Origin of the sequence: Microbacterium sp. KUDC0406, assembly GCF_021582875.1 — a bacterium.
Taxonomy (GTDB): Bacteria; Actinomycetota; Actinomycetes; order Actinomycetales; family Microbacteriaceae; genus Microbacterium.
In genome coordinates this window covers 744,566-764,988 of sequence record NZ_CP091138.1, presented here as the reverse complement: position 1 = coordinate 764,988, position 20,423 = coordinate 744,566, and the positions used below count along the sequence as shown (strand labels likewise).

Sequence of the window (20,423 nt, the reverse complement as noted above, 5' to 3'; positions counted from 1 at the left end):
TGCTCTCCTGCTTACTTGTCCGAACCGTCGGCGCCCGTGCCGCCGCCGCCGTGCACATCGCTGGCGTGCTCGCGGATGTGGTCGACGAAGCCGTATTCGAGCGCCTCGTCGGCGGTGAACCAGCGGTCGCGGTCACCGTCCTCGTTGATCTGCTCGACGGACTTGCCGGTCTGGCCGGCGGTGATCTCGGCGAGACGCTGCTTCATCGACAGGATGAGCTGCGCCTGCGTCTGGATGTCGCTGGCCGTTCCGCCGAAGCCGCCGTGCGGCTGGTGCAGCAGCACGCGGGCGTTCGGGGTGATGTAGCGCTTGCCCTTGGTGCCGCTGGTGAGCAGCAGCTGGCCCATCGACGCGGCCATGCCGATGCCGACGGTGACGATGTCGTTCGGCACGAACTGCATGGTGTCGTAGATCGCCATGCCCGCGGTGATCGAGCCACCGGGCGAGTTGATGTAGAGGTAGATGTCCTTCTCAGGGTCCTCAGCGGCGAGAAGGAGGATCTTCGCGCAGATCTCGTTCGCGTTCTCGTCGCGCACCTCTGAGCCCAGCCAGATGATGCGGTCCTTCAGCAGCCTGTCGAAGACGCTCGTCGCGACCAGGGGTTCAGCCATTTCAGCTCCTGTTTCCGTGTTTCGGTGATTCGAATCTACCGGCGACAACCCGGGCGCCCGGCCGTGTTCGCCGTCGGCATATCAGCGCGCCCGGATACGCGAGAGGCGGATGCCGCAGCATCCGCCTCTCGTCACGATCTGAGTGAGATCACTCCGCCTTCTCGGCCTCGTCCTTCTTGTCCGCGGCCTTCTTGGCGGCGCGGGTCTTCGGGGCCGGCTTCTCGTCCTCGGCGTCCTCCGCCTTCTCGGCGGCCTTCTTCGCGGGAGCCTTCTTCGCCGGAGCCTTCTTGGCCGGCGCCTCGGCGTCGTCCGCCTTCTTCGCCGGCGCCTTCTTGGCGGGTGCCTTCTTGGCGGGCTTCTCCTCAGCGGGCGCCTCTTCAGCGGCCTCGTCGTCGGAGTCGTCACCGATGACCGGGGTCAGGTCGACGGCCTTGCCGTTGCTGTCGACGACCGAGACCTTGCCGAGCGCGATCGCCAGCGCCTTGTTGCGCGCGACCTCGCCGACCAGGGCGGGCAGCTGGTTGCCGGCCTGCAGCGCCTCGACGAACTCCTGCGGAGCCATGCCGTACTGCGCGGCGGACTGGATCAGGTACTGGCTGAGCTCCTCCTGCGAGACCTGCACGTCCGAGCCCTCGGCGATGGTGTCGAGCAGCACCTGCGTGCGGAACTGCTTCTCGCTCGCCTCGGCGACCTCGGCACGGTGCTCGTCGTCCTCGAGACGACCCTCCGACTCGAGGTGGTTGTGCACCTCGTCCTCGATCAGCTGGGCCGGGACCGGGATCTCGATCTGCTCGAGAAGAGTCTCGATGAGCTGGTCGCGCGCAGCGGAGCCCTGCGTGAACAGGCCCTGCTCGGAGACGCGCTCGACGAGGCTGTCGCGCAGCTCGGCGATGGTGTCGAACTCACTCGCCATCTGCGCGAAGTCGTCGTCGGCCTCAGGCAGCTCGCGCTCCTTGACAGCCTTGACGCTCACCGAGACCTCGGCCTCCTCACCGGCGTGGTCGCCGCCGACGAGCGTCGAGCGGAAGGTGGTGTCCTCACCAGCGGTGAGCGAGTCGATCGCCTCGTCGATGCCCTCGAGCAGCTCGCCGGAGCCGATCTCGTAGGAGACCCCGTCGGCGCGGTCGATCTCGGCGCCGTCGATGGTGGCGACGAGGTCGAGGTCGACGAAGTCGCCGGAGGCGGCGGGACGGTCGACGGGGATGAGCGTGCCGAAGCGGCTGCGCAAGCGGTCGAGCTCGGCGTCGACGGCGGCGTCGTCGGTCTCGACGGCATCGACGGTCACGGTGATGCCGGACAGGTCGGGCAGCTCGATCTCGGGACGGACGTCGACCTCGACGTCGACGAGCAGGTCGCCGGAGAAGTCCTTCTCGTTCGGCCACTGGGTGATGTCGGCCGAGGGGCGGCCCACGATGCGGACCTCGTGCTCGGCGGCGGCCTCGCGGAAGAAGCGGTCGAGCGCCTCGTTCACGGCGTGCTCGATGACCGCACCACGGCCGATGCGCTGGTCGATGATCGGCGCGGGGACCTTGCCCTTGCGGAAGCCGGGGATCTGCACGTCCTGAGCGATGTGCTCGTAGGCGTGCTCGATGCTGGGCTTGAGGTCCTCGGGGGTGACCGTGATGCTGAGCTTGACCCGGGTCGGGGACAGCTTCTCGACGGTGCTGTTGGCCATGCTGATTCGTTCTCCTTGTGATTTCCGCGCCAGGGCGCGGCCGTGAGGTATCGGGGGCCGTGGTCGGGGCGACAGGATTTGAACCTGCGACCTCCCGCTCCCAAAGCGGGCGCTCTACCAAGCTGAGCTACGCCCCGGTAACACCCGCACACGCGGGAACGGCCTCCACGAGTCTAACGGACGGGAGCACTCGATCCGTCCGCTATGCTTGTGAAGCCGGTCCGGGGATGTAGCTCAATGGTAGAGCCTCAGTCTTCCAAACTGATTACGCGGGTTCGATTCCCGTCATCCCCTCCATAACGCGAAAGGCCCCCACTGCGGTGGGGGCCTTTCGCGTCTGCGCGTGGGATGATCTCGCCATGGATGAGATCGCCCCGGAGCAGCCGGGCCCCGACGCCCAGGGTCCTGACGACACCGGGCTCGCTGACGACGCCGGAGTCGCCGATCGCCGCCGCGGACGCACCTGGCTAGGGGGCGCCGGCACTGTGGTGCTCGTGGGCCTGGCCGTCACCGGTGTGCAGCTGTGGGCGAATCTCTCCTACGACGACGCCGAGGCAGCGTTCCAGCGCTCGCGCGCCGCCTCGGCCCCGGCCACGACGACGCTGATCGCGACGATGGACGATGCGGATGAGGCGACCGACGCCGCGAAGGCCGTGGACGGCGTGACCGCTCCCGAGCTCCTCAGCGCCGAGGACCGGGCCGCGCTCGCGGCCGCCGCGGACGGACTCGCGCAGGAGCGCGCGGATGCAGGCCGGATCGGCCTCGATCCGCCATCCGGCCCCGGTGAGAAGCCGCTGATGCCGTGGGAGCTGTTCCTGCGCGCATCCGATCTGCGTGATCGGACGACCGCACTCGATGACCGCACCGCCGCTCAGAGCTCAGCGGCGCGATCGCTCAGCGGGACGATCAGCGAGGTCGACGACCTGGGCCGCGACATCCTTCAGACCGCGCGCACCGCCGTGCCGGCGATCGAGAAGTCGACGGTCGATGCCCGGTGCGCGCCCATCGTCACGCTGCGCAAGGCCGCGGAGGACCTGAAGCACGCCGCGAGTTCGTTCGACGAAGGGGCGTCCGACAGTCTTCTCGAGCTCGACGAGGCCGTCGCAGCGGTGCGTGCGTCGGCGAAGTCCGAGCTGGCCGCCAAGGCGGGGCCCCTCTACGACGCGCGCCGCAAGGCGGAGGCCTATGCCCGCTCGATCTCCGGCGGAGTGCTCCTCGAGTTCGTCTGGACCGACCGGCTGCTCGGCCAGGGCGCCGGCCAGTCCGGTGCGGGGACGGCGACCTGGGACGGCAACGACGGCGGCACCTCCCACATCACCCTCACGAACTCCATCGCGAGGTACTGGCCGGCCGAATGGACCAGGGCGCTCGTCACGCACGAGGTCGGCCACTCGATCTCGGCGAAGTGCTACGAGAAGTTCGACTGGGAGGACCAGGACGCCAACGAGCAGTGGGCGACCGCCTGGGCGATGAGCTGGGGCTTCTCCGCGTACGACTCCGGCGCGAACATCTACGGCACACCGTCGAAGGCGCTGCAGAACACCGCGAAGACATGCCGCTGAACGCACCGAACCCCGGGACCCTGAAGGTCCCGGGGTTCGGTGAGGAGCGAGTGCTTACTGCCCGCGGCGTTCGCGCAGCTGGGTGAGCGCGTCCTCGAGGAGCTGTTCGGCCTCCTCGTCGGTGCGACGCTCCTTCACGTAGGCGAGGTGCGTCTTGTAGGGCTCGGCCTTGGCGAGCTCCGGCGGGTTCTGCTTGTCGCGCCCGGCCGGCAGACCGGTGTGCGGGTGATCGATGATGTCCGGGATCTCCTCCTCGGGCAGGCCCGCCGCGAAGTACCGCACGGTCTCGTTGCCGAGGCCGTCCCAGTACGAGACGGCGATGCGGTCGGCGTGGTAGCCGTGGTCCTGCTCCCCCATCGGGCCGGAGCCGACCCGCGTGCCGCGGATCGCGTTGCCGCCGGTGGCCATCAGACCACCCCGACCTTCGTGATGAGACCGAGCCCCACGATCGAGATGAACCACACCAGGGCCAGCACGATCGTGAACCGGTTGAGGTTGCGCTCCGCAAGACCCGACGACCCGACGGATGCGGTCATGCCGCCGCCGAACATGTCGGAGAGACCGCCACCGCGGCCCTTGTGGAGAAGGATGAGAAGAGTCAGCAGAACGCTGCTGATGCCCAGCAGCACCTGCAGCACGAACTCGAGAACCTGCACGGGGAGAAGCCTTTCACCGGGGCCGAACGGCCCGCATGACTGTCGATTATACGGGGTGCCCCTTCCGGGGCATCCCGCGACGCTCAGACGCCGACGTGCTTCTCGAAGCGGATGATGGCCGCGAACTCGTCCACGACGAGGCTCGCACCGCCCACCAGGGCTCCGTCGACGTCGGGCTCGCGCATGAAGCTCGCGATGTTGCCCGACTTCACGCTGCCGCCGTACAGCACGCGCGTCCGCGCCGGCGGCATCCTCGTCGAGAACACGGGCGATCACCTGACGCAGCGCCTGGCAGACCTCCTGCGCCTGCGCCGGCGTCGCCGCCTGGCCCGAGCCGATGGCCCAGACCGGCTCGTACGCCACGACGATGTCGGCCGACGCGGGAACACCCGCGAGAGCGGCTTCGAGCTGCCCGGCGGGCACGGCGCTGGCGCCGTGCGTCTCCAGGTCCTCCGGCGGTCTCGCCCACGCAGATCACCGGCACGAGGCCGTGCTTCAGCGCGGCGAGCACCTTGGCGTTCACGATCTCGTCGGACTCCGCGTGGTACTCGCGTCGCTCGGAGTGCCCGATGATCACGTATCCCACGCCGAGCTTCGACAGGAACGCGCCGGACACCTCACCGGTGTACGCGCCGGAGTCGTGCGCCGAGACGTCCTGCGCGCCGAGCCCGAAGGCGATCTTGTCCGCGTCGATCAGTGTCTGCACGCTGCGGATGTCGGTGAACGGCGGGAACACCGCGACCTCGACCGAGCCGTTCTCGTGCCCGGCGTCCTTCAGGGTCCAGTGCAGCTTCTGCACCGTGGCGACCGCCTGCAGGTGGTCGAGATTCATCTTCCAGTTGCCCGCGATCAGCGGAGTGCGCTTCCTGTGCTGCGCAGCAGACGAATTCACGCCCATCCGAGTACCTCCAAGCCGGGGAGCTTCTTGCCCTCGAGGAACTCGAGGCTGGCGCCTCCGCCCGTCGAGATGTGTCCGAACTGATCGTCGGCGAATCCGAGTTGACGCACGGCCGCGGCCGAGTCGCCGCCGCCGACCACACCGAGGCCGTCGACCTCGGTCAGCGCCTGAGCGACCGCCTTGGTGCCGGCCGCGAACGCCGGGAACTCGAACACGCCCATCGGACCGTTCCAGAACACCGTCTTCGAATCGCGGATGGCCGCGGCGAACGCCGCTGCCGTGTCCGGGCCGATGTCCAGGCCGATGCCGGATGCGCCGAGCGAGCTCTGCTCGATCGCATCCGCCGCGACGATCTCGTGTGCGGCGTCGGCGGCGAACCCTGATGCCACGACGACATCGGTCGGGAGGACGAGTTCGACACCGCGCTCCTTCGCCTCGGCGATGTAGCCGCGGACGGTGTCGAGCTGGTCCTTCTCGAGCAGGCTGGAGGCCACGGCATGGCCCTCGGCTGCGAGGAAGGTGAAGAGCATTCCGCCGCCGACGAGCAGGCGGTCGACCCGAGGAAGCAGGTGCGAGATCACGCCCAGCTTGTCACTCACCTTCGAGCCGCCGAGCACGACCGTGTACGGACGCTCGGGGTTCTCGGTGAGGCGATCGAGCACGTCCAGCTCGGTCGCGATCAGCAGTCCGGCCGCGGAGGGCAGCTGCTGCGCGAGCTCGTAGACGCTCGCCTGCTTGCGATGCACGACACCGAAGCCGTCGGACACCATCGCGTCGCCGAGCGCGGCGAGACGAGCGGCGAAGGCGGCGCGCTCGGCGTCGTCCTTCGAGGTCTCACCCGGGTTGAACCGCAGGTTCTCGAGCACGACGACGCCGCCGTCCTCGAGCGATGCGACGGCCTGCTGGGCGGACTCGCCGGTCGTGTCGCGCGCGAAGGCGACCGGCTTGCCGAGCAGCTCGGACAGCCGCTGCGCCACGGGGGCGAGGCTGTACTGCGGGTCGGGCGCGCCGTCGGGGCGGCCCAGGTGGGAGCAGACGACGACGCGGGCGCCGGCGTTGATCAGGGCGTTGAGGGTCGGCAGGGAGGCCCGAACGCGGCCATCGTCCGTGATGACCCCGTCCCGCAGGGGGACGTTGAGGTCACAACGGACGATGACGCGCTTGCCTTCCAGCGAACCTACGGAGTCCCGGAGGGAGTCGAGGGTGCGCAGTGTCATGGAAGAGAGTTTAGAGACGCTCGGCCACGTACTCGGTCAGATCGACGAGACGGTTGGAGTAGCCCCACTCGTTGTCGTACCAGCTCGAGACCTTGACGAGGTTGCCGTCGACGTTGGTCAGACCGGCGTCGAAGACCGAGGAGTGCGGGTCGAGCTGGATGTCGCTCGACACGATCGGGTCCTCGTTGTACTTCAGGATGCCCTGCAGGCGTCCGTCGGCGGCTGCCGCGCGGTAGGCGGCGTTGATCTCGTCGACGGTCAGGTCGTCGCGGGTGGTCACCAGGGTGAGGTCGACGATCGAGCCGGTGGGCACCGGGACACGGTACGACGAGCCGCTGAGCTTGCCGTTCAGCTCCGGCAGGACCAGGCCGATGGCCTTGGCGGCACCGGTCGAGGCCGGGACGATGTTGATCGCGGCGGCGCGCGCGCGGTGCAGGTCGCCGTGCGGGCCGTCCTGCAGGTTCTGGTCGGCCGTGTAGGCGTGCGCGGTCATCATGAAGCCGCGCTCGATGCCGAACGTGTCGTTGAACACCTTGGCGAGCGGCGCGAGGCAGTTCGTGGTGCAGGAAGCGTTCGAGATGATGTTGTGGTTCGCCGGGTCGTAGGTCTCCTCGTTCACGCCGATGACGAACGTGCCGTCCGCTCCGGTGGCAGGAGCCGAGATGATGACCTTCTTGGCGCCGCCGGCGATGTGCTTGGCGGCGTCCTCGGCCTTGGTGAAGCGGCCGGTCGACTCGATGACGATGTCGACGCCCAGCTCGCCCCAGGGCAGGTTCGCGGGGTCGCGCTCCTCGAAGACCTTGATGTCCTTGCCGCCGACGGTGATCACGTCACCCTCGTAGGAGACGTCCACACCGAGACGTCCGCCGACCGAGTCGTACTTCAGCAGGTGCGCGAGGGCCTTGTTGTCAGTGAGGTCGTTGACAGCGACGATCTCCAGGTCAGCGTTCTGCGCGAGGGCCGCGCGGAGGAAGTTACGCCCGATACGACCGAAGCCGTTGATACCGATCTTGACAGACACGAAAGTCTCCTGGTTCTTACTCGAGGAATTGCGTGATTCTTGCGGATTGCACGGACAACGGCGTCCTGATGGGCTTCAGCGCCCATCAGGACGCCCATCTTTTACGACAGTACCAGCAGCCCGGAGGTGTTCTCACGCGCCGTTACGAAGCGCTGGGACACGTTCTCCCAGTTGGCGATGTTCCAGGCAGCCTTGACGTAGTCCGCCTTGACGTTGAGGTAGTCCAGGTAGAAGGCGTGCTCCCACATGTCCAGCTGGAACAGCGGGATCGTGCCCTGGGCGGTGTTGCCCTGCTGGTCGAACAGCTGCTGGATGATCAGGCGGGCGCCGATCGGGTCCCAGCTCAGCACGGCCCAGCCCGAGCCCTGGATGCCCATGGCCGCAGCGGTGAAGTGGGCCTGGAACTTCTCGAAGGAGCCGAAGAACTCCTCGATGGCCGCCTTCAGCTCGCCCTCGGGCTGACCGCCGCCGTTCGGCGAGAGGTTGGTCCAGAAGATCGAGTGGTTCACGTGGCCGCCGAGGTTGAACGCGAGATCCTTCTCGAGCTTGTTCACGTTCGCCAGGTTGCCGCTGTCGCGCGCCTCTGCGAGGGCCTCCAGCGCGGTGTTCGCGCCCGCGACGTACGCGGCGTGGTGCTTGTCGTGGTGCAGCTCCATGATCTTGGCGCTGATGTGCGGCTCGAGCGCCGCGTAGTCGTACGGAAGGTCGGGGAGCGTGTAAGTCGCCATGTCGATTTCATCCAATCCGCGCCGCGCCGCGGCGCTTGTCGTTCCCCTGCGCCGCCGTGTGCGGGGCAGAGCGGACGAGTCTCATCCTACTGACGACAACGCGCCTGCGGACCGGAAGCTTCCGAGGATGACCACGGGATACGGATCGTGGGCGCCTCCGGTGCGGAAGCGCCCACGATGCGGAAAGAATGCGGGTGTTCAGCCGTCCAGGCCGGCCGGAACTGCGGCCTCGGTGCCCGGGATGCCCTCCTGCTGCGCGCGCTTGTCGGCCATCGCCAGCAGACGGCGGATGCGGCCTGCGACGGCGTCCTTGGTCAGCGGCGGCTCGGCGTGATGGCCGAGCTCGTCGAGGCTGGCCTCGCGGTGCTCCAGCCGCAGACGGCCGGCGACGCGCAGGTGTTCCGGAACCTCGTCGCCGAGGATCTCGAGTGCGCGCTCGACGCGCGCACAGGCGGCGACGGCTGCCTGCGCGGACCGGCGCAGGTTGGCGTCGTCGAAGTTCACGAGGCGGTTCACGCCGGCGCGCACCTCGCGACGCTGGCGCATCTCCTCCCAGGCCGCGGCGGTCCGCTGGGCGCCCATCACGGCCAGGATGCCGCGGATCGCCTCGCCCTCGCGCACGACGACGCGCGGCATGCCGCGCACCTCGCGGGCCTTGGAGGCGATGCCGAGACGGTGCGCCGCACCGACCAGGGCCATCGCGGCCTCGGACGACGGGCAGGCGACCTCGAGCATCGCAGAACGGCCGGGCTCGCTGAGCGAACCGGCGGCGAGGAACGCACCGCGCCAGATGCCGGCGAGCTCCTCGCGCGAACCCGTGGTCAGACGGTTCGGCAGACCGCGCGACCGGACGGCGACGAGGGTCGAGAAGACCGGTCTGACGGGCGAGGGTCTCACCCGCGGCGATCACGCGCACGGCCCAGCGCGGGCTCTCGGCCGCTCCGCCGGTCTGCGCGGTGCTGGACTTCACCTGGGCGATCTCGGGTCGCACGCCGTAGATCTCCGCGAGATCGCGGGCGACACGACGCGCCAGCGTCTCCGCATCCACCTCGGCCTCGACGGCGACGCGACCCGCGATGGAGTGCAGACCGCCGGCGAACCGGAGGATGGTGGTCACCTCCGCGACGCGCACCGAAGGGGGTGCGTTCCGGATGCTGACCAGTTCCGCCTTGACGTCGGTGGTTAGTGCCACGGGACTCCTCTTGCTCCGCGCGCCGGATCGCGGCGCAAGGGACAAGCTTACAAGGAACCGGCCGTCCCCAACGTTCCAGAGAGCCTACTCCCGGCCGAGGTCGCGGTGGCGGATGTTGACGGCCACCCCGGGGATCTGACCGAGCCTGCGGCCCAATTCCTCTGCCATCGCCACCGAACGGTGCTTGCCCCCGGTGCATCCGATCGCGACCGTGGAATGACTCTTGTTCTCGCGCTGGTACCCCTCGAGCACGGGCACGAGCGCGGTCGCGTAGGCGTCCAGGAACTCCTTCGCGCCGTCGCGCGACAGCACGTACTCACGGACCGACTCGTCCTGGCCGGTCAGCCCGCGCAGCTCCTCGTTCCAGAACGGGTTGGGCAGGAAGCGCATGTCGGCGACGAGGTCGACGTCGGTGGGCAGCCCGTACTTGAATCCGAAGCTGAGCAGCGTCAGGCGATGGCGCGCCGCCCCCTCCTCGGAGAACATCTCGGTGACCTGAGTGGCCAGTTGGTGGATGTTCAGGTTCGTGGTGTCGATCACCAGATCCGCCGCCTCGCGAACCATCGCCAGGCGGGAGCGCTCGGTGCGGATGCCGTCCAGCAGCGTGCCGTCGCCCTGCAGCGGATGCGGCCGCCGCACGGACTCGAACCGGCGCACCAGCACGTCATCGGACGCGTCCAGGAACAGCACCTTCACTCCCGACCCGCGGGAGCGCAGGGCGCGCGCGACACCGGGGAAGTCGTCGAAGAGATTGCGGCCACGCACGTCGACCACGGCCGCCACCTTCGGCAGGTTCGCCCCGCCCATACCGGTGAGATCGAGCAGCGGGCGCAGGATCTGCGGGGGCAGGTTGTCGACCACGTACCAGCCGAGGTCTTCGAGGGCGTTCGCCGCTGTGGTGCGGCCGGCCCCTGACATGCCGGTGACGATGAGGAACTCGCCCTGCTCCTCGACAGTGGTCTCTTCGTCCGCCGTCTCCGCCGCGGTCATGGCGCCCCTTCCCTCGGCCTCCAGCTTCAGGGGGCCTCGCCCGCTTCGAGGGCGCCGGCCGGTCGCGCCGTCTCCTCTGCGGTTCCCTTCGAGAGCCGTGCCTGGATGCTGCGCGCGAGTGCCGGACCGATCCCGCTGACCTCCTGGATCTGCTCCGCGTCGGCGGCGCGCAGCTTCGCGACGGAGCCGAAGTGCTTCAGCAGTGCCTTGATCCTGGCGTCCCCGAGTCCGGGGACCTCGGACAGCACCGTGGTGATGTCGCGTCGGCGCCGGCGGCGCTGGTGGGTGATGGCGAACCGGTGCGCCTCGTCACGCAGCCGCTGCACGAGATAGAGCGCCTCACTGGTGCGGGGCAGGATGACCGGATAGTCATCGCCGGGCAGCCAGATCTCCTCGAGGCGCTTGGCGATCCCGCACAGTGCGATGCCGGTGGCTCCGCTGTCGCGCAGTGCCCTCGCGGCGGCGGCGACCTGCGGCTGGCCGCCGTCGACGATGAGCAGCTGCGGGCGGTAGGCGAACCGGGGCCTCTTGGGCTGGGTCCCTGAGCCTGCCGAAGGGTCGACGAGCTCGGCCGTGGGATCGGGCGTTTCGTCTCGCTCCGCTCGCTCAACGACCGGGGAACCCTGGCGGTCGATGTGCGCGAGCCGGCGCATGAGCACCTGATACATCGAATCGGTGTCATCCGTCGTCTCGGCGATGTTGAACGAGCGGTACTGATCCTTGCGCGGCAGCCCGTCCTCGAAGACCACCATCGAGGCGACGACGTTCGTGCCGCCGAGGTGCGAGATGTCGTAGCATTCGATCCGCAGCGGCGCCTCGTCCATGCCGAGCGCCTCCTGCAGGTCGGTGAGCGCCTGTGTGCGGGCGACGTAGTCGCTGGTGCGCTTGGTCTTGTGCCGGATCAGCGCCTGCGTCGCGTTCAGCGTGGCGGTGCGCATGAGCTCGGCGCGCTGCCCGCGCTGCGCCACGGCGATCTCGACCTTCTTGCCGCGTCGCTCGCGCAGCCACTGCTCGAGTTCGACGGCGTCGTCGGGCAGTGACGGCACCAGGATGCGCCGCGGCACGTCGGCGGACTCCCCGTAGGCGCGCTGCAACACCTGGTCGACCAGGTCGGAGCCGGAGATGTCGAGCTCCTTGTCGATCGCCGTGGCGCGCACGCCGCGCACGCGGCCACCCCGGATCACGAAGTGCTGCACGGCTGCGGAGAGCTCGTCCTCGGCGATGCCGAACAGGTCGGCGTCCTCGTCGGCGGGCAGCACCAGAGCGCTCTTGCCGAGAACGGCGTCGATCGAGGCGAGCTTGTCGCGGTACCTCGCCGCGGCCTCGTAGTCCATCGCGGCGGACGCCTCCCGCATCCGCTTGGTGAGCTCGCGGGTGAAGCGCTCGTCGCCGCCCTCCATGAACGCGATGAAGTCGTCGACCATCGCACGGTGCTCCTCGATGGTGCACGTCATCGAGCAGGGCCCGCCGCACTTGCCGATCTGGCCGGGGAAGCACGGCCTGCCGGTCTGCATCGCCTTGCGATAGCTGGAGTCGCTGCAGGTGCGGATCGGGAAGGCCTTGACCATCAGGTCGATCGTGTCGTGCACCGCCCACACCTTGGGGAACGGGCCGAAGTACTTCGCCCCGGGATCCGCCTGTTGCGCGTGACGATCACGCGCGGCGCCTCGTCGGCGAGCGTGATCGCCATGAACGGGTAGGACTTGTCGTCCCGGTAACGCACGTTGAAGGGCGGATCGAACTCCTTGATCCACATGTACTCCAGCTGGAGCGAGTCGACGTCGGTCGCGACGACCGTCCACTCCACGGATGCCGCCGGTCGTGACCATCCGCCTGGTGCGCTCGTGCAGTGTGCGCAGCGGAGCGAAGTAGTTCGACAGCCGCTGACGCAGGTTCTTCGCCTTGCCGACGTAGAGCACCCGGCCGTCCGCATCGCGGAACCGGTAGACCCCGGGGTCGGTCGGGATCTCCCGGTCCGCGGCCGGTACGGGAGCACGTCGGCCATCAGCCGGCCTTGCGCTCCCTGACCATCTGGGTCACTGAGCCTGTCGAAGTGCCGAGGACCTCGGCGAGGAACTGCCCGGTGTGGCTGCCCGCGGCCCTGGCGATCTGCTCCGGTGTGCCTGTCGCGATGATCTCGCCGCCACCGGCGCCGCCCTCGGGACCGAGGTCGATGACCCAGTCGGCGGACTTGATCACGTCGAGGTTGTGCTCGATGACGATCACCGTGTTGCCCTTGTCGACCAGGCCGTTCAGCACTTCGAGCAGCTTGCGGACGTCTTCGAAGTGCAGACCGGTGGTGGGCTCGTCGAGCACGTAGACACTGCGGCCGTTCGACCGGCGCTGCAGCTCGGTGGCGAGCTTGACGCGCTGCGCCTCGCCGCCGGAGAGCGTGGTCGCCGACTGCCCGAGCCGCACGTACCCCAGCCCCACGTCGACCAGCGTCTTCATGTAGCGGTGGATCGCCGGGATCGCCTCGAAGAACCCCGCCGCCTCCTCGATCGGCATCTCGAGCACCTCGGCGATGTTCTTGCCCTTGTAGTGCACGGCGAGGGTGTCGCGGTTGTACCGCTTGCCGTGACAGACCTCGCAGTCGACGTACACGTCGGGCAGGAAGTTCATCTCGATCTTGATCGTGCCATCGCCGGAGCAGGCGTCGCAGCGACCGCCCTTGACGTTGAAGCTGAACCGCCCGGGAAGGTAGCCGCGCACCTTCGCCTCGGGCGTCTCGCTGAACAGCGTGCGGATGCGATCGAAGACACCGGTGTACGTCGCCGGGTTCGATCGCGGGGTGCGGCCGATCGGTGCCTGGTCGACATGAACGACCTTGTCGAGATTGTCGAGCCCGGTGACCCTGGTGTGCTTGCCCGGCACGGTGCGGGCCCCGTTGAGCCTGGACGCCAGCACCTGGTAGAGGATGTCGTTGACCAGCGAGGACTTGCCCGAGCCGCTCACGCCGGTGACCGCGGTCATCACTCCGAGCGGGAAGTCGGCGGACACGTTCTTCAGGTTGTTCTCGCGCGCGCCGACGACGCCCAGCATCCGCTTGCGATCGATGCGCCTGCGCTTCGCCGGGGTCGTGATCTCGCGGCGGCCGGCGAGGTAGTCACCGGTGATCGACTCGGTGTCGGCCAGCAGCGAGGAGTACGGGCCGGAGTGCACGACCGCTCCCCCGCCGACGCCGGCGCCCGGACCGATGTCGACGACCCAGTCGGCGGCCTGGATGGTCTCCTCGTCGTGCTCGACCACGATGAGGGTGTTGCCCAGGTCGCGCAGGGTCTCGAGCGTCTCGATCAGGCGGCGGTTGTCGCGCTGGTGCAGGCCGATGGACGGCTCGTCGAGCACGTACAGCACGCCGGTGAGCCCGGAGCCGATCTGCGTGGCCAGTCGGATGCGCTGCGCCTCGCCGCCGGACAGCGAGCCCGCCGAGCGGCTGAGGTTGAGGTAGGCCAGCCCGACCTGCAGCAGGAAGTCGAGTCGCAGCCGGATCTCGCGCAGCACCTGCGCGGCGATCTTGGCCTCGCGGTCAGAGAGCACCAGGTGCTCCATGAACTCGCGGGCATCGGCCAGGCTGAGGTGCGAGACCTCCGAGATCGAGTGCCCGTGCACGAGCACCGACAGCACCTCGGGCCGCAGTCGGTCGCCGTTGCAGACCGGGCAGGGCACCTCGCGCAGGTACTCGGCCCAGCGCTGGCGCTGCGTGTCGGACTCGGCCTGCATGTACTGTCGCTCGATGTACGGCACGACGCCCTCGAAGCCCGAGGTGTAGCGCATCTCGCGCCCGTAGCGGTTCTTCCACTTGACGGTGACCTTGTAGTTGTCGCCGCGCAGGACGGCCTCGCGCACGTCGGAGTGCAGCTCGCGCCACGGCGTGTCCAGCGAGAAGTCCAGGTCGTTCGAGAGCCCCTCGAGCAGTCGCTCGTAGTACTGGAACAGCCCCTTGCCCTGCGTGGTCCACGGGATGATGACGCCCTCGCGGATCGACAGCTCCTCGTCGCCGAGCATGAGATCGACGTCGACCGACATGCGCGTGCCCAGGCCCGAGCAGGCCGGGCAGGCGCCGAACGGCGCGTTGAACGAGAACGTGCGCGGCTCGATCTCGGTGAGGGTGATCGGATGCCCGTTCGGGCACGCCAGCCTCTCGGAGAACGACTGCCACGCGGCGTCCCCCTCCTGATCGACGTAGTTGACCTGCACGACGCCGCCGGCGAGGCCCAGCGCCGTCTCGACCGAGTCGGTCACGCGGCCGAGGATGTCGTCGGATGCGACGAGACGATCGACGACCACGGCGATGTCGTGCTTGTAGCTCTTCTTCAGCTTCGGCGGCTCGGCCAGCTGGATGAGATCGCCGTCGACGATCGCGCGCGAGTAGCCCTTGGCACCGAGCTCGCGGAACAGATCGACGAACTCGCCCTTCTTCTGGGAGACGACGGGAGCGACGATCTGGTAGCGGGTGCGCTCGGGCAGCTCCATGAGCTGATCGGCGATCTGCTGCACGGTCTGACGCTGGATGCGCTCACCGCACTCGGGGCAGTGCGGCACGCCGATGCGCGCCCACAGCAGACGCATGTAGTCGTAGATCTCGGTGATCGTGCCGACGGTCGAGCGCGGGTTGCGGTTCGTCGACTTCTGGTCGATCGACACCGCCGGGCTGAGCCCCTCGATGAAGTCCACGTCGGGGCGGTCGACCTGGCCGAGGAATTGGCGCGCGTACGCGCTCAGCGACTCGACGTAGCGGCGCTGTCCCTCTGCGAAGATCGTGTCGAACGCGAGGCTGGACTTGCCGGAACCGGACAGACCGGTGAAGACGACCAGCGAGTCACGCGGGATCTCGATGTCGACGTTCTTGAGATTGTGGACGCGGGCACCGCGGACACTGAGTTTTCCTGAGCTGGCGACGGGAACAATGGGCACCAGACAAGTCTAGGAGGGGCCACCGACACCGGGGCCGGACGAGCTCTCAGCGACCGGCGCCGGCACCCCGTGCGGCATCCACTCGGCGCAGCGCACGCAGGGCGAGCACGATCCCGGCGAGCAGCAGCACCGCTCCCAGCGGGGCGAGCCAGGCGATCCGGACGCCGGACGACTGCGCGACCAGCAGCGATCCCGCGAACGCGAGCGGCTGGGCGATCAGCTGGATCACCGTGAACCGGCGCGCGCTCGGCAGCAGCGCGCGCAGCGCGAGCCGCGAGCGCAGCGGCACGGTGAGCCCGATCGCCGCCAGCACGTGGATCGCGTGCACCAGCAGCACCGCCAGCGCCGTGCGAGCCGCGGACGGTTCCGTCATCAGCATCCCGACCGGGAGGGACGCCGCGGCCACCCACGCCACCATCGTGCGCGGCACGATCACGCTCGCCGTCGCCGCCGCGATCGCGATCCAGCGCCACATCGGCACGGGGATCAGTGCGAAGGAGACGGCGATCACGAGAGCCACGAGAACAAGCCGGATCACGAGCCCCGGAACGGATGCCGGCACACGGAAGCCGTGCGACCGCCGCGAGAGTCCCTTCATCGCCGCACCGCCGTCGAGTGCGCATGCCGGCCGCGGAGTAGCATCCGGAGCGTGGAGTCAGCATCGCCACCCCGCCAGGCGAGCACATCCACGCCGGTGCGCCGCAGGTCGACGAGGATGTCGCTGCGCTCGGCGAGCAGGGTGCGCGTCGCCAGCCTCTGCTCGACGCTCAGGCGCGCGTCATCGGGATCGGGCAGCACGTCGACGGCGACCACGGCGTGGCCCGAGGCGCGCCAGCGGGTGGCGAGCTCGGCGGCGGCCCCGTCGAAGAAGGTGGACAGCACGAAGACGATGGAGCCCTGCGGGACCGGCGGCGTGCGTCGGAACCGCGAGCCGTCTCCGCTGGGCCCCGTGGCGGAGATCACGTCGCGCAGGCGCGCCAGGTGCCGAGCCCCGGCCCCGCTGCGCAGGCTGCGCCCGCCGGGCGCGAGCTCGTGGAACGCCACCCGATCGCCCGTCTCGATAGCCGCGGTCGCGATCGACAGGGCTGCTTCGCGCGCGAGGTCGAGCGAGGTGGTGCCGCTGTGCTCGAGATCGCCGGTCCCCCAGGTCGCGACGACCTCGCCGAGGTCGTCGGCAGTGTCGACGGCGATCACCACCGAGCTGTCGCTGAGCGTGTTCACCCGGCGCACATACAGTTCCCCTGGCGTCCGCGCGAGCCGCGCGGTCGCACGCCAGTCGACCCGACGCAGCTCATCACCGGGCGCGAAGGGATGGATGTCCCGGAAGTCGCCGCCCTGCCCGGGCCTCGCGCCCTCGTGAGCGCCGTGCAGCCCGGTCAGCCGCGGTGCCACCGGCAGCTCGCGGAGCCGGCGCAGTGCGGGTACGGCGTTCCAGCGCAGCCGGGCCGTCGGCGCGGCGCTCGAGATCCATGCGCCGTCCAGCGCCACGGCTCTCGCCGTGACGACGAGCAGCTCGACCGGACCGGAGTGTCGCAGCCGGGCGCGGGAGCGCAGCGCGCCCCCGACCGGGGCCACGTCGGCCATGCCCGTCCGCCGTCCGGCCTGATCGACGGCGAGCTGTGCCCAGTCGGCCTCCGCCCCGATGTCGACCCGCCCTTCGACGGTGCCCTCCCCGCGGCGGCGCTCAGCGCGACCTCAAGCATCCCGCCGGAGGGACGGCGCAGCAGAGTCCAGACGAAGCACAGTGCGAGCGGGATCCCGACGGCGACGAGGTCGGGGCGGGACAGCGCGAGGCCGACCGCGGCGAGCAGCACGGCGCCGGCGAGGGCGACCGCGACGACGGGTGTGCGATGCCACACCAGCGGCGCCGTCACGCGAGCACCGGGAGCCCCGATCGACGGAGCCGCCGTACGGAACTCGCTCATACGGTCGCCCTCGTCACGCGGACACCGCGCTCGGCGCGCCCGCGATCGTCGGCGGGACCGGCGTCTGAGCGACGACCGTCGCCACGATCGACGCCGGGTCGACCCCCTGCGCCCAGGCCTGCGGAGTCAGCGTCAGCCGATGGGCGAGCACGGGCTCGGCGATGCGCTTGATGTCGTCGGGTCGCACGTAGGCCCGGCCGTCCAGTGCGGCGAGGGCGCGCCCGACGAGCACCAGCGCCTGCGATCCGCGCGGCGAAGCGCCGACGGCCACGTTCGTCGCGGCCCGGGTGGCGCGCACGAGATCCACGCAGTACCGCGCGACATCGGGATCGACGTGGATGCGCTCCACGGCGGCCTGCAGGCCGAGCAGGCCCTCCGCGTCGATGACGGTCTCGACCGGCGGCATCCGGCGTCTGCCGCCGAACGCGATCCAGGATGATGCGCGCCTCGCCCTCGGCACTCGGATAGCCCACGGACAGCCGCACCATGAAGCGGTCCAGCTGGGCCTCCGGCAGCGCGTAGGTGCCCTCGTACTCGATCGGGTTGGAGGTCGCGATGACGTGGAAGGGGGCGGGGAGCGGGAATCTGTTCCCCTCCACCGTGACCTGGCGCTCCGCCATGGCCTCCAGCATGGCGGACTGGGTCTTGGGTGTGGTGCGGTTGATCTCGTCGGCGAGGAGCAGCCCGGTGAAGATCGGCCCGGGACGGAACCGGAACTCCCCCGTGGCCGGTGCGTAGACGTACGAACCGGTCACGTCGCCGGGGAGCATGTCCGGCGTGCACTGCAGCCGCCGGAAGTCGAGGCCGAGCGCGGTCGCGATGCTGCGAGCGGCGAGTGTCTTGCCGAGCCCGGGGACGTCTTCGAACAGCACATGACCACCCGCCAGGATCGCGGCGAGCGCGACGGTCAGCGGGCCGTCCATCCCCACCACCGCACCGCGGACGCTGTCCAGCACCCGCCGGCCGATTCCCTCGATCTCGGTGATCTCGTCGGTGTCCATCTATCTCTCCTGCCTTGCCGTGTCGATGTCGTCCGGGGAGATGCGATCGATCGCGTCGAGCACGCGTTCGAGGTCGCGGCGACGCACCTCGCGACGGCCGAGCGCGTCGCGGACGCCCGGCCCGATCAGCGCGTCGATCTCTTCGTGCTGGGCCGGATCGTCGAGATCGAGGCCGTGGTGCGCGAGCCGTCGGCGCAGTGTCCGCTCCACCCGGCCGACGATGACGTGGCCGGCGACGCCGGTGCGCGGATTCAGCGACCAGGCCAGGCGCGACACGTCCGAACCCGGCAGCAGCGGGGTCGGCTGCTCCGGCGGCCAGGCGCCGCCCTCGTCGAGGAACGGCTGCCGCGTGGCCAGCACGATCGCAGCGAGGATCAGCAGCCACGCGATCGCGAACTCCAGCGGGATGCCGAGCACCGTCATCACCAGGAGGAGCGCGCCGGCCACGAGCAGTCCGATGACGCTGAGCACGATCCGCCCCTTCATCTCCACTCCTCCTCGAGCCGTTCGAGCAGGGTGCGTGCGGTGCGGCGGTCGCCGTCATCGGCGGAGTGACCGCCGAACCGCACCTTCTCGTAGAGGTCCACCAGCGCGACGACGTCCTGCTCGGTGGCGGCCCGCCTGGCGATGATCCGCAGCGTGAACTCCCGCGGTGTCTCGCTCGCGGCACGGGCGACGCCAGAGTCCGCGGCGGTCTGCTCCAGCCCCACCCACGCGGCGATGATCGCGTCTGCCGGGTCGCTGGACCCGCCGATGACGCGGATCGCCTCCGCGATGCCCCGTCTGATCACCACGGCGTCCACGATCACGGGCGCAGCAGCGGCCGCAGGCTGCTCGTCGAGATCGGCGCCGGCGCGCTGCCGGAGCGGGCGCCCGCGCCACAGCTCCCTCAGCCTGCGGATGATCACGATGAGCAGCAGCACGACGAGTGCGAGGACGACGAGACAGAGGATCACCGCGAGGATCACGGCGATGATCGTCGCGAGCAGATCGTCGCGCTCGGGCTGCGGCAGAGGAGTCGGCGTGCCGCTGGGCGGCGCCTGCGAGACCTCGGGGAGGGGTTCGCCGTCGCCCCAGTCGACCTGCCGGAACCTCGGGAGGCCCTGCAGCGCGGACACCAGCATGACGAGGATGAGGGCGACGCCGACGGCGATCCCGATCAGGAGCGCGTGGGATGAGCCGGTCCGCCCTTCGGGGGAACGGATGCCGCGGCGCATGTCTCCACCATAGGGGGCGCGCGACGACGGCCGTGACCGCCTGTGGGCACTCCTGCGTGCAGGATCAGAGATCGTCGGGGCGGCGTCCGGCGAACGGCGCCAGTCCGTCGCGCAATGCGGCGATCTGTGCGACGTCCATGCCGACCCTGGCCATCACCTGACGCGGAACGTCGAGCGCGCGCTGACGCAGTTCCCGACCCGTCTCGGTGAGGACGATGTCGAGCCGGCGCTCGTCGTCGGCGCTGCGCTCGCGGCGCACGAGTCCGTCCTTCTCCAGTCGTTTCACCAGCGGCGAGGCCGTCGCAGGATCGAGCGCGAGATCCACGGCCAGATCGTGCAGGGAGCGCGGCGAGCGCTCCCAGAGCGCGAGCATGGCCAGATACTGCGGATGCGTCAGGCCGAGGGGCTCCAGGATCGGCCGGTAGACGGCGACGACGTTGCGCGCGGCGGTGACGAGCGCGAAGCAGAGCTGGTTCTCGAGGCGCAGGAGGTCGTCGGACTCGGTCATGATCCTGATGCTACTCTCGACACGAATCATTAGTACACTAAGCAACATGCCGAAAGACGCAGACCACGTTCCCCTTCGCACCAGGATCAAGGAGGCCGGCGGCCTCTACTCGTGGTTCAACAGCAGGCTCATCCGACTGGCCGGACCGGCGTCGGTGGGTCCGTACGAGGCGACTCCCCGCCCAGCGCCGCGCAGCGCGCGGAGCGCGGATGCCCGCTCTGCGGCGCGCCGATGAACCAGCACACAATCGACCGCAGCGGGCCGAAACCGCTGATGCACTGCCCCTGAGCGCGGCGCCTCCGGACTCG

At 69.6% G+C, this 20,423-nt stretch carries 16 protein-coding genes, 2 tRNA genes and 5 pseudogenes; 3 read left to right on the top strand and 20 right to left on the bottom strand.

What is annotated here, in order from left to right:
- Positions 1-11 precede the first annotated feature (11 nt).
- From L2X99_RS03945 to L2X99_RS03935, 3 genes are all read right to left on the bottom strand, one after another.
- Positions 12-659, bottom strand: coding sequence for an ATP-dependent Clp protease proteolytic subunit (locus tag L2X99_RS03945; protein ID WP_268928545.1), 648 nt, complete (start codon positions 657-659; stop codon positions 12-14).
- Between the two features lie 100 nt (positions 660-759).
- A complete protein-coding gene (gene tig / locus L2X99_RS03940; RefSeq protein WP_236124984.1) occupies positions 760-2,286 on the bottom strand; it encodes a trigger factor in 1,527 nt (508 codons plus the stop codon).
- 60 nt (positions 2,287-2,346) lie between these two features.
- Positions 2,347-2,423: transfer RNA gene (locus tag L2X99_RS03935), tRNA-Pro, on the bottom strand.
- Between the two features lie 86 nt (positions 2,424-2,509).
- Between L2X99_RS03935 and L2X99_RS03930 the strand changes: the two genes are divergently transcribed.
- Both L2X99_RS03930 and L2X99_RS03925 read left to right on the top strand, forming a co-directional pair.
- A tRNA-Gly gene (locus L2X99_RS03930) sits at positions 2,510-2,583 on the top strand.
- Between the two features lie 62 nt (positions 2,584-2,645).
- Positions 2,646-3,848, top strand: a complete 1,203-nt coding sequence (locus L2X99_RS03925; protein ID WP_236124985.1) for a hypothetical protein — start codon at positions 2,646-2,648, stop codon at positions 3,846-3,848.
- A gap of 54 nt (positions 3,849-3,902) precedes the next feature.
- Here L2X99_RS03925 and L2X99_RS03920 read toward each other — a convergent pair whose 3' ends face one another.
- From L2X99_RS03920 to L2X99_RS03845, 17 genes and pseudogenes are all read right to left on the bottom strand, one after another.
- The gene (locus tag L2X99_RS03920) at positions 3,903-4,256 is read right to left on the bottom strand and encodes an RNA polymerase-binding protein RbpA (RefSeq protein ID WP_236124986.1); all 354 of its coding nucleotides are present in this window, start codon (positions 4,254-4,256) and stop codon (positions 3,903-3,905) included.
- Positions 4,256-4,504, bottom strand: coding sequence for a preprotein translocase subunit SecG (gene secG / locus L2X99_RS03915; protein ID WP_236124987.1), 249 nt, complete (start codon positions 4,502-4,504; stop codon positions 4,256-4,258). The genes L2X99_RS03920 and secG overlap by 1 nt, the downstream gene beginning before the upstream one ends.
- An 83-nt stretch (positions 4,505-4,587) precedes the next feature.
- Positions 4,588-5,402 (bottom strand): annotated as a pseudogene (gene tpiA, locus L2X99_RS03910) (triose-phosphate isomerase).
- Positions 5,393-6,619, bottom strand: a complete 1,227-nt coding sequence (locus L2X99_RS03905) for a phosphoglycerate kinase (RefSeq protein ID WP_236135655.1) — start codon at positions 6,617-6,619, stop codon at positions 5,393-5,395. Before L2X99_RS03905 ends, tpiA begins: the two are co-directional and overlap by 10 nt.
- Before the next feature lie 10 nt (positions 6,620-6,629).
- A complete protein-coding gene (gene gap, locus L2X99_RS03900; protein ID WP_236124989.1) occupies positions 6,630-7,640 on the bottom strand; it encodes a type I glyceraldehyde-3-phosphate dehydrogenase in 1,011 nt (336 codons plus the stop codon).
- Positions 7,641-7,741: 101 nt separating this feature from the next.
- Positions 7,742-8,368 carry a superoxide dismutase gene (locus tag L2X99_RS03895; protein WP_236124990.1) on the bottom strand — a complete coding sequence of 209 codons (627 nt, stop codon included), beginning with the start codon at positions 8,366-8,368 and terminating at the stop codon, positions 7,742-7,744.
- Between the two features lie 198 nt (positions 8,369-8,566).
- Positions 8,567-9,560 (bottom strand): annotated as a pseudogene (gene whiA / locus L2X99_RS03890) (DNA-binding protein WhiA).
- Positions 9,561-9,644: 84 nt separating this feature from the next.
- Entirely contained in the window at positions 9,645-10,550 is a 906-nt protein-coding gene (gene rapZ, locus L2X99_RS03885; protein ID WP_236135654.1) for an RNase adapter RapZ, read from the bottom strand.
- Positions 10,551-10,576: 26 nt separating this feature from the next.
- Positions 10,577-12,555, bottom strand: a pseudogene (gene uvrC, locus L2X99_RS03880) (excinuclease ABC subunit UvrC).
- Positions 12,555-15,464 (bottom strand): excinuclease ABC subunit UvrA, encoded by a 2,910-nt coding sequence (gene uvrA / locus L2X99_RS03875; RefSeq protein ID WP_236135653.1) that lies wholly within the window; start codon positions 15,462-15,464, stop codon positions 12,555-12,557. Before uvrA ends, uvrC begins: the two are co-directional and overlap by 1 nt.
- Positions 15,465-15,510: 46 nt before the next feature.
- A complete protein-coding gene (locus L2X99_RS03870; RefSeq protein WP_236124992.1) occupies positions 15,511-16,062 on the bottom strand; it encodes a hypothetical protein in 552 nt (183 codons plus the stop codon).
- A complete protein-coding gene (locus tag L2X99_RS03865; RefSeq protein WP_236124993.1) occupies positions 16,059-17,048 on the bottom strand; it encodes a DUF58 domain-containing protein in 990 nt (329 codons plus the stop codon). Before L2X99_RS03865 ends, L2X99_RS03870 begins: the two co-directional genes overlap by 4 nt.
- Before the next feature lie 354 nt (positions 17,049-17,402).
- The gene (locus L2X99_RS18485; RefSeq protein WP_442923496.1) at positions 17,403-17,795 is read right to left on the bottom strand and encodes an AAA family ATPase; all 393 of its coding nucleotides are present in this window, start codon (positions 17,793-17,795) and stop codon (positions 17,403-17,405) included.
- A gap of 124 nt (positions 17,796-17,919) precedes the next feature.
- Positions 17,920-18,312, bottom strand: a pseudogene (locus L2X99_RS18480) (AAA family ATPase); the annotation flags it as partial.
- Between the two features lie 78 nt (positions 18,313-18,390).
- Positions 18,391-18,876 carry a hypothetical protein gene (locus L2X99_RS03855; protein ID WP_236124996.1) on the bottom strand — a complete coding sequence of 162 codons (486 nt, stop codon included), beginning with the start codon at positions 18,874-18,876 and terminating at the stop codon, positions 18,391-18,393.
- Positions 18,873-19,607 (bottom strand): DUF4129 domain-containing protein, encoded by a 735-nt coding sequence (locus tag L2X99_RS03850; RefSeq protein WP_236124997.1) that lies wholly within the window; start codon positions 19,605-19,607, stop codon positions 18,873-18,875. Before L2X99_RS03850 ends, L2X99_RS03855 begins: the two co-directional genes overlap by 4 nt.
- 64 nt (positions 19,608-19,671) lie before the next feature.
- Positions 19,672-20,115 carry a MarR family winged helix-turn-helix transcriptional regulator gene (locus tag L2X99_RS03845; protein WP_236124998.1) on the bottom strand — a complete coding sequence of 148 codons (444 nt, stop codon included), beginning with the start codon at positions 20,113-20,115 and terminating at the stop codon, positions 19,672-19,674.
- A 46-nt stretch (positions 20,116-20,161) separates the two neighbouring features.
- Between L2X99_RS03845 and L2X99_RS03840 the strand changes: the two are divergent.
- Positions 20,162-20,403 (top strand): annotated as a pseudogene (locus L2X99_RS03840) (hypothetical protein).
- The last annotated feature ends 20 nt before the right edge of the window (positions 20,404-20,423 follow it).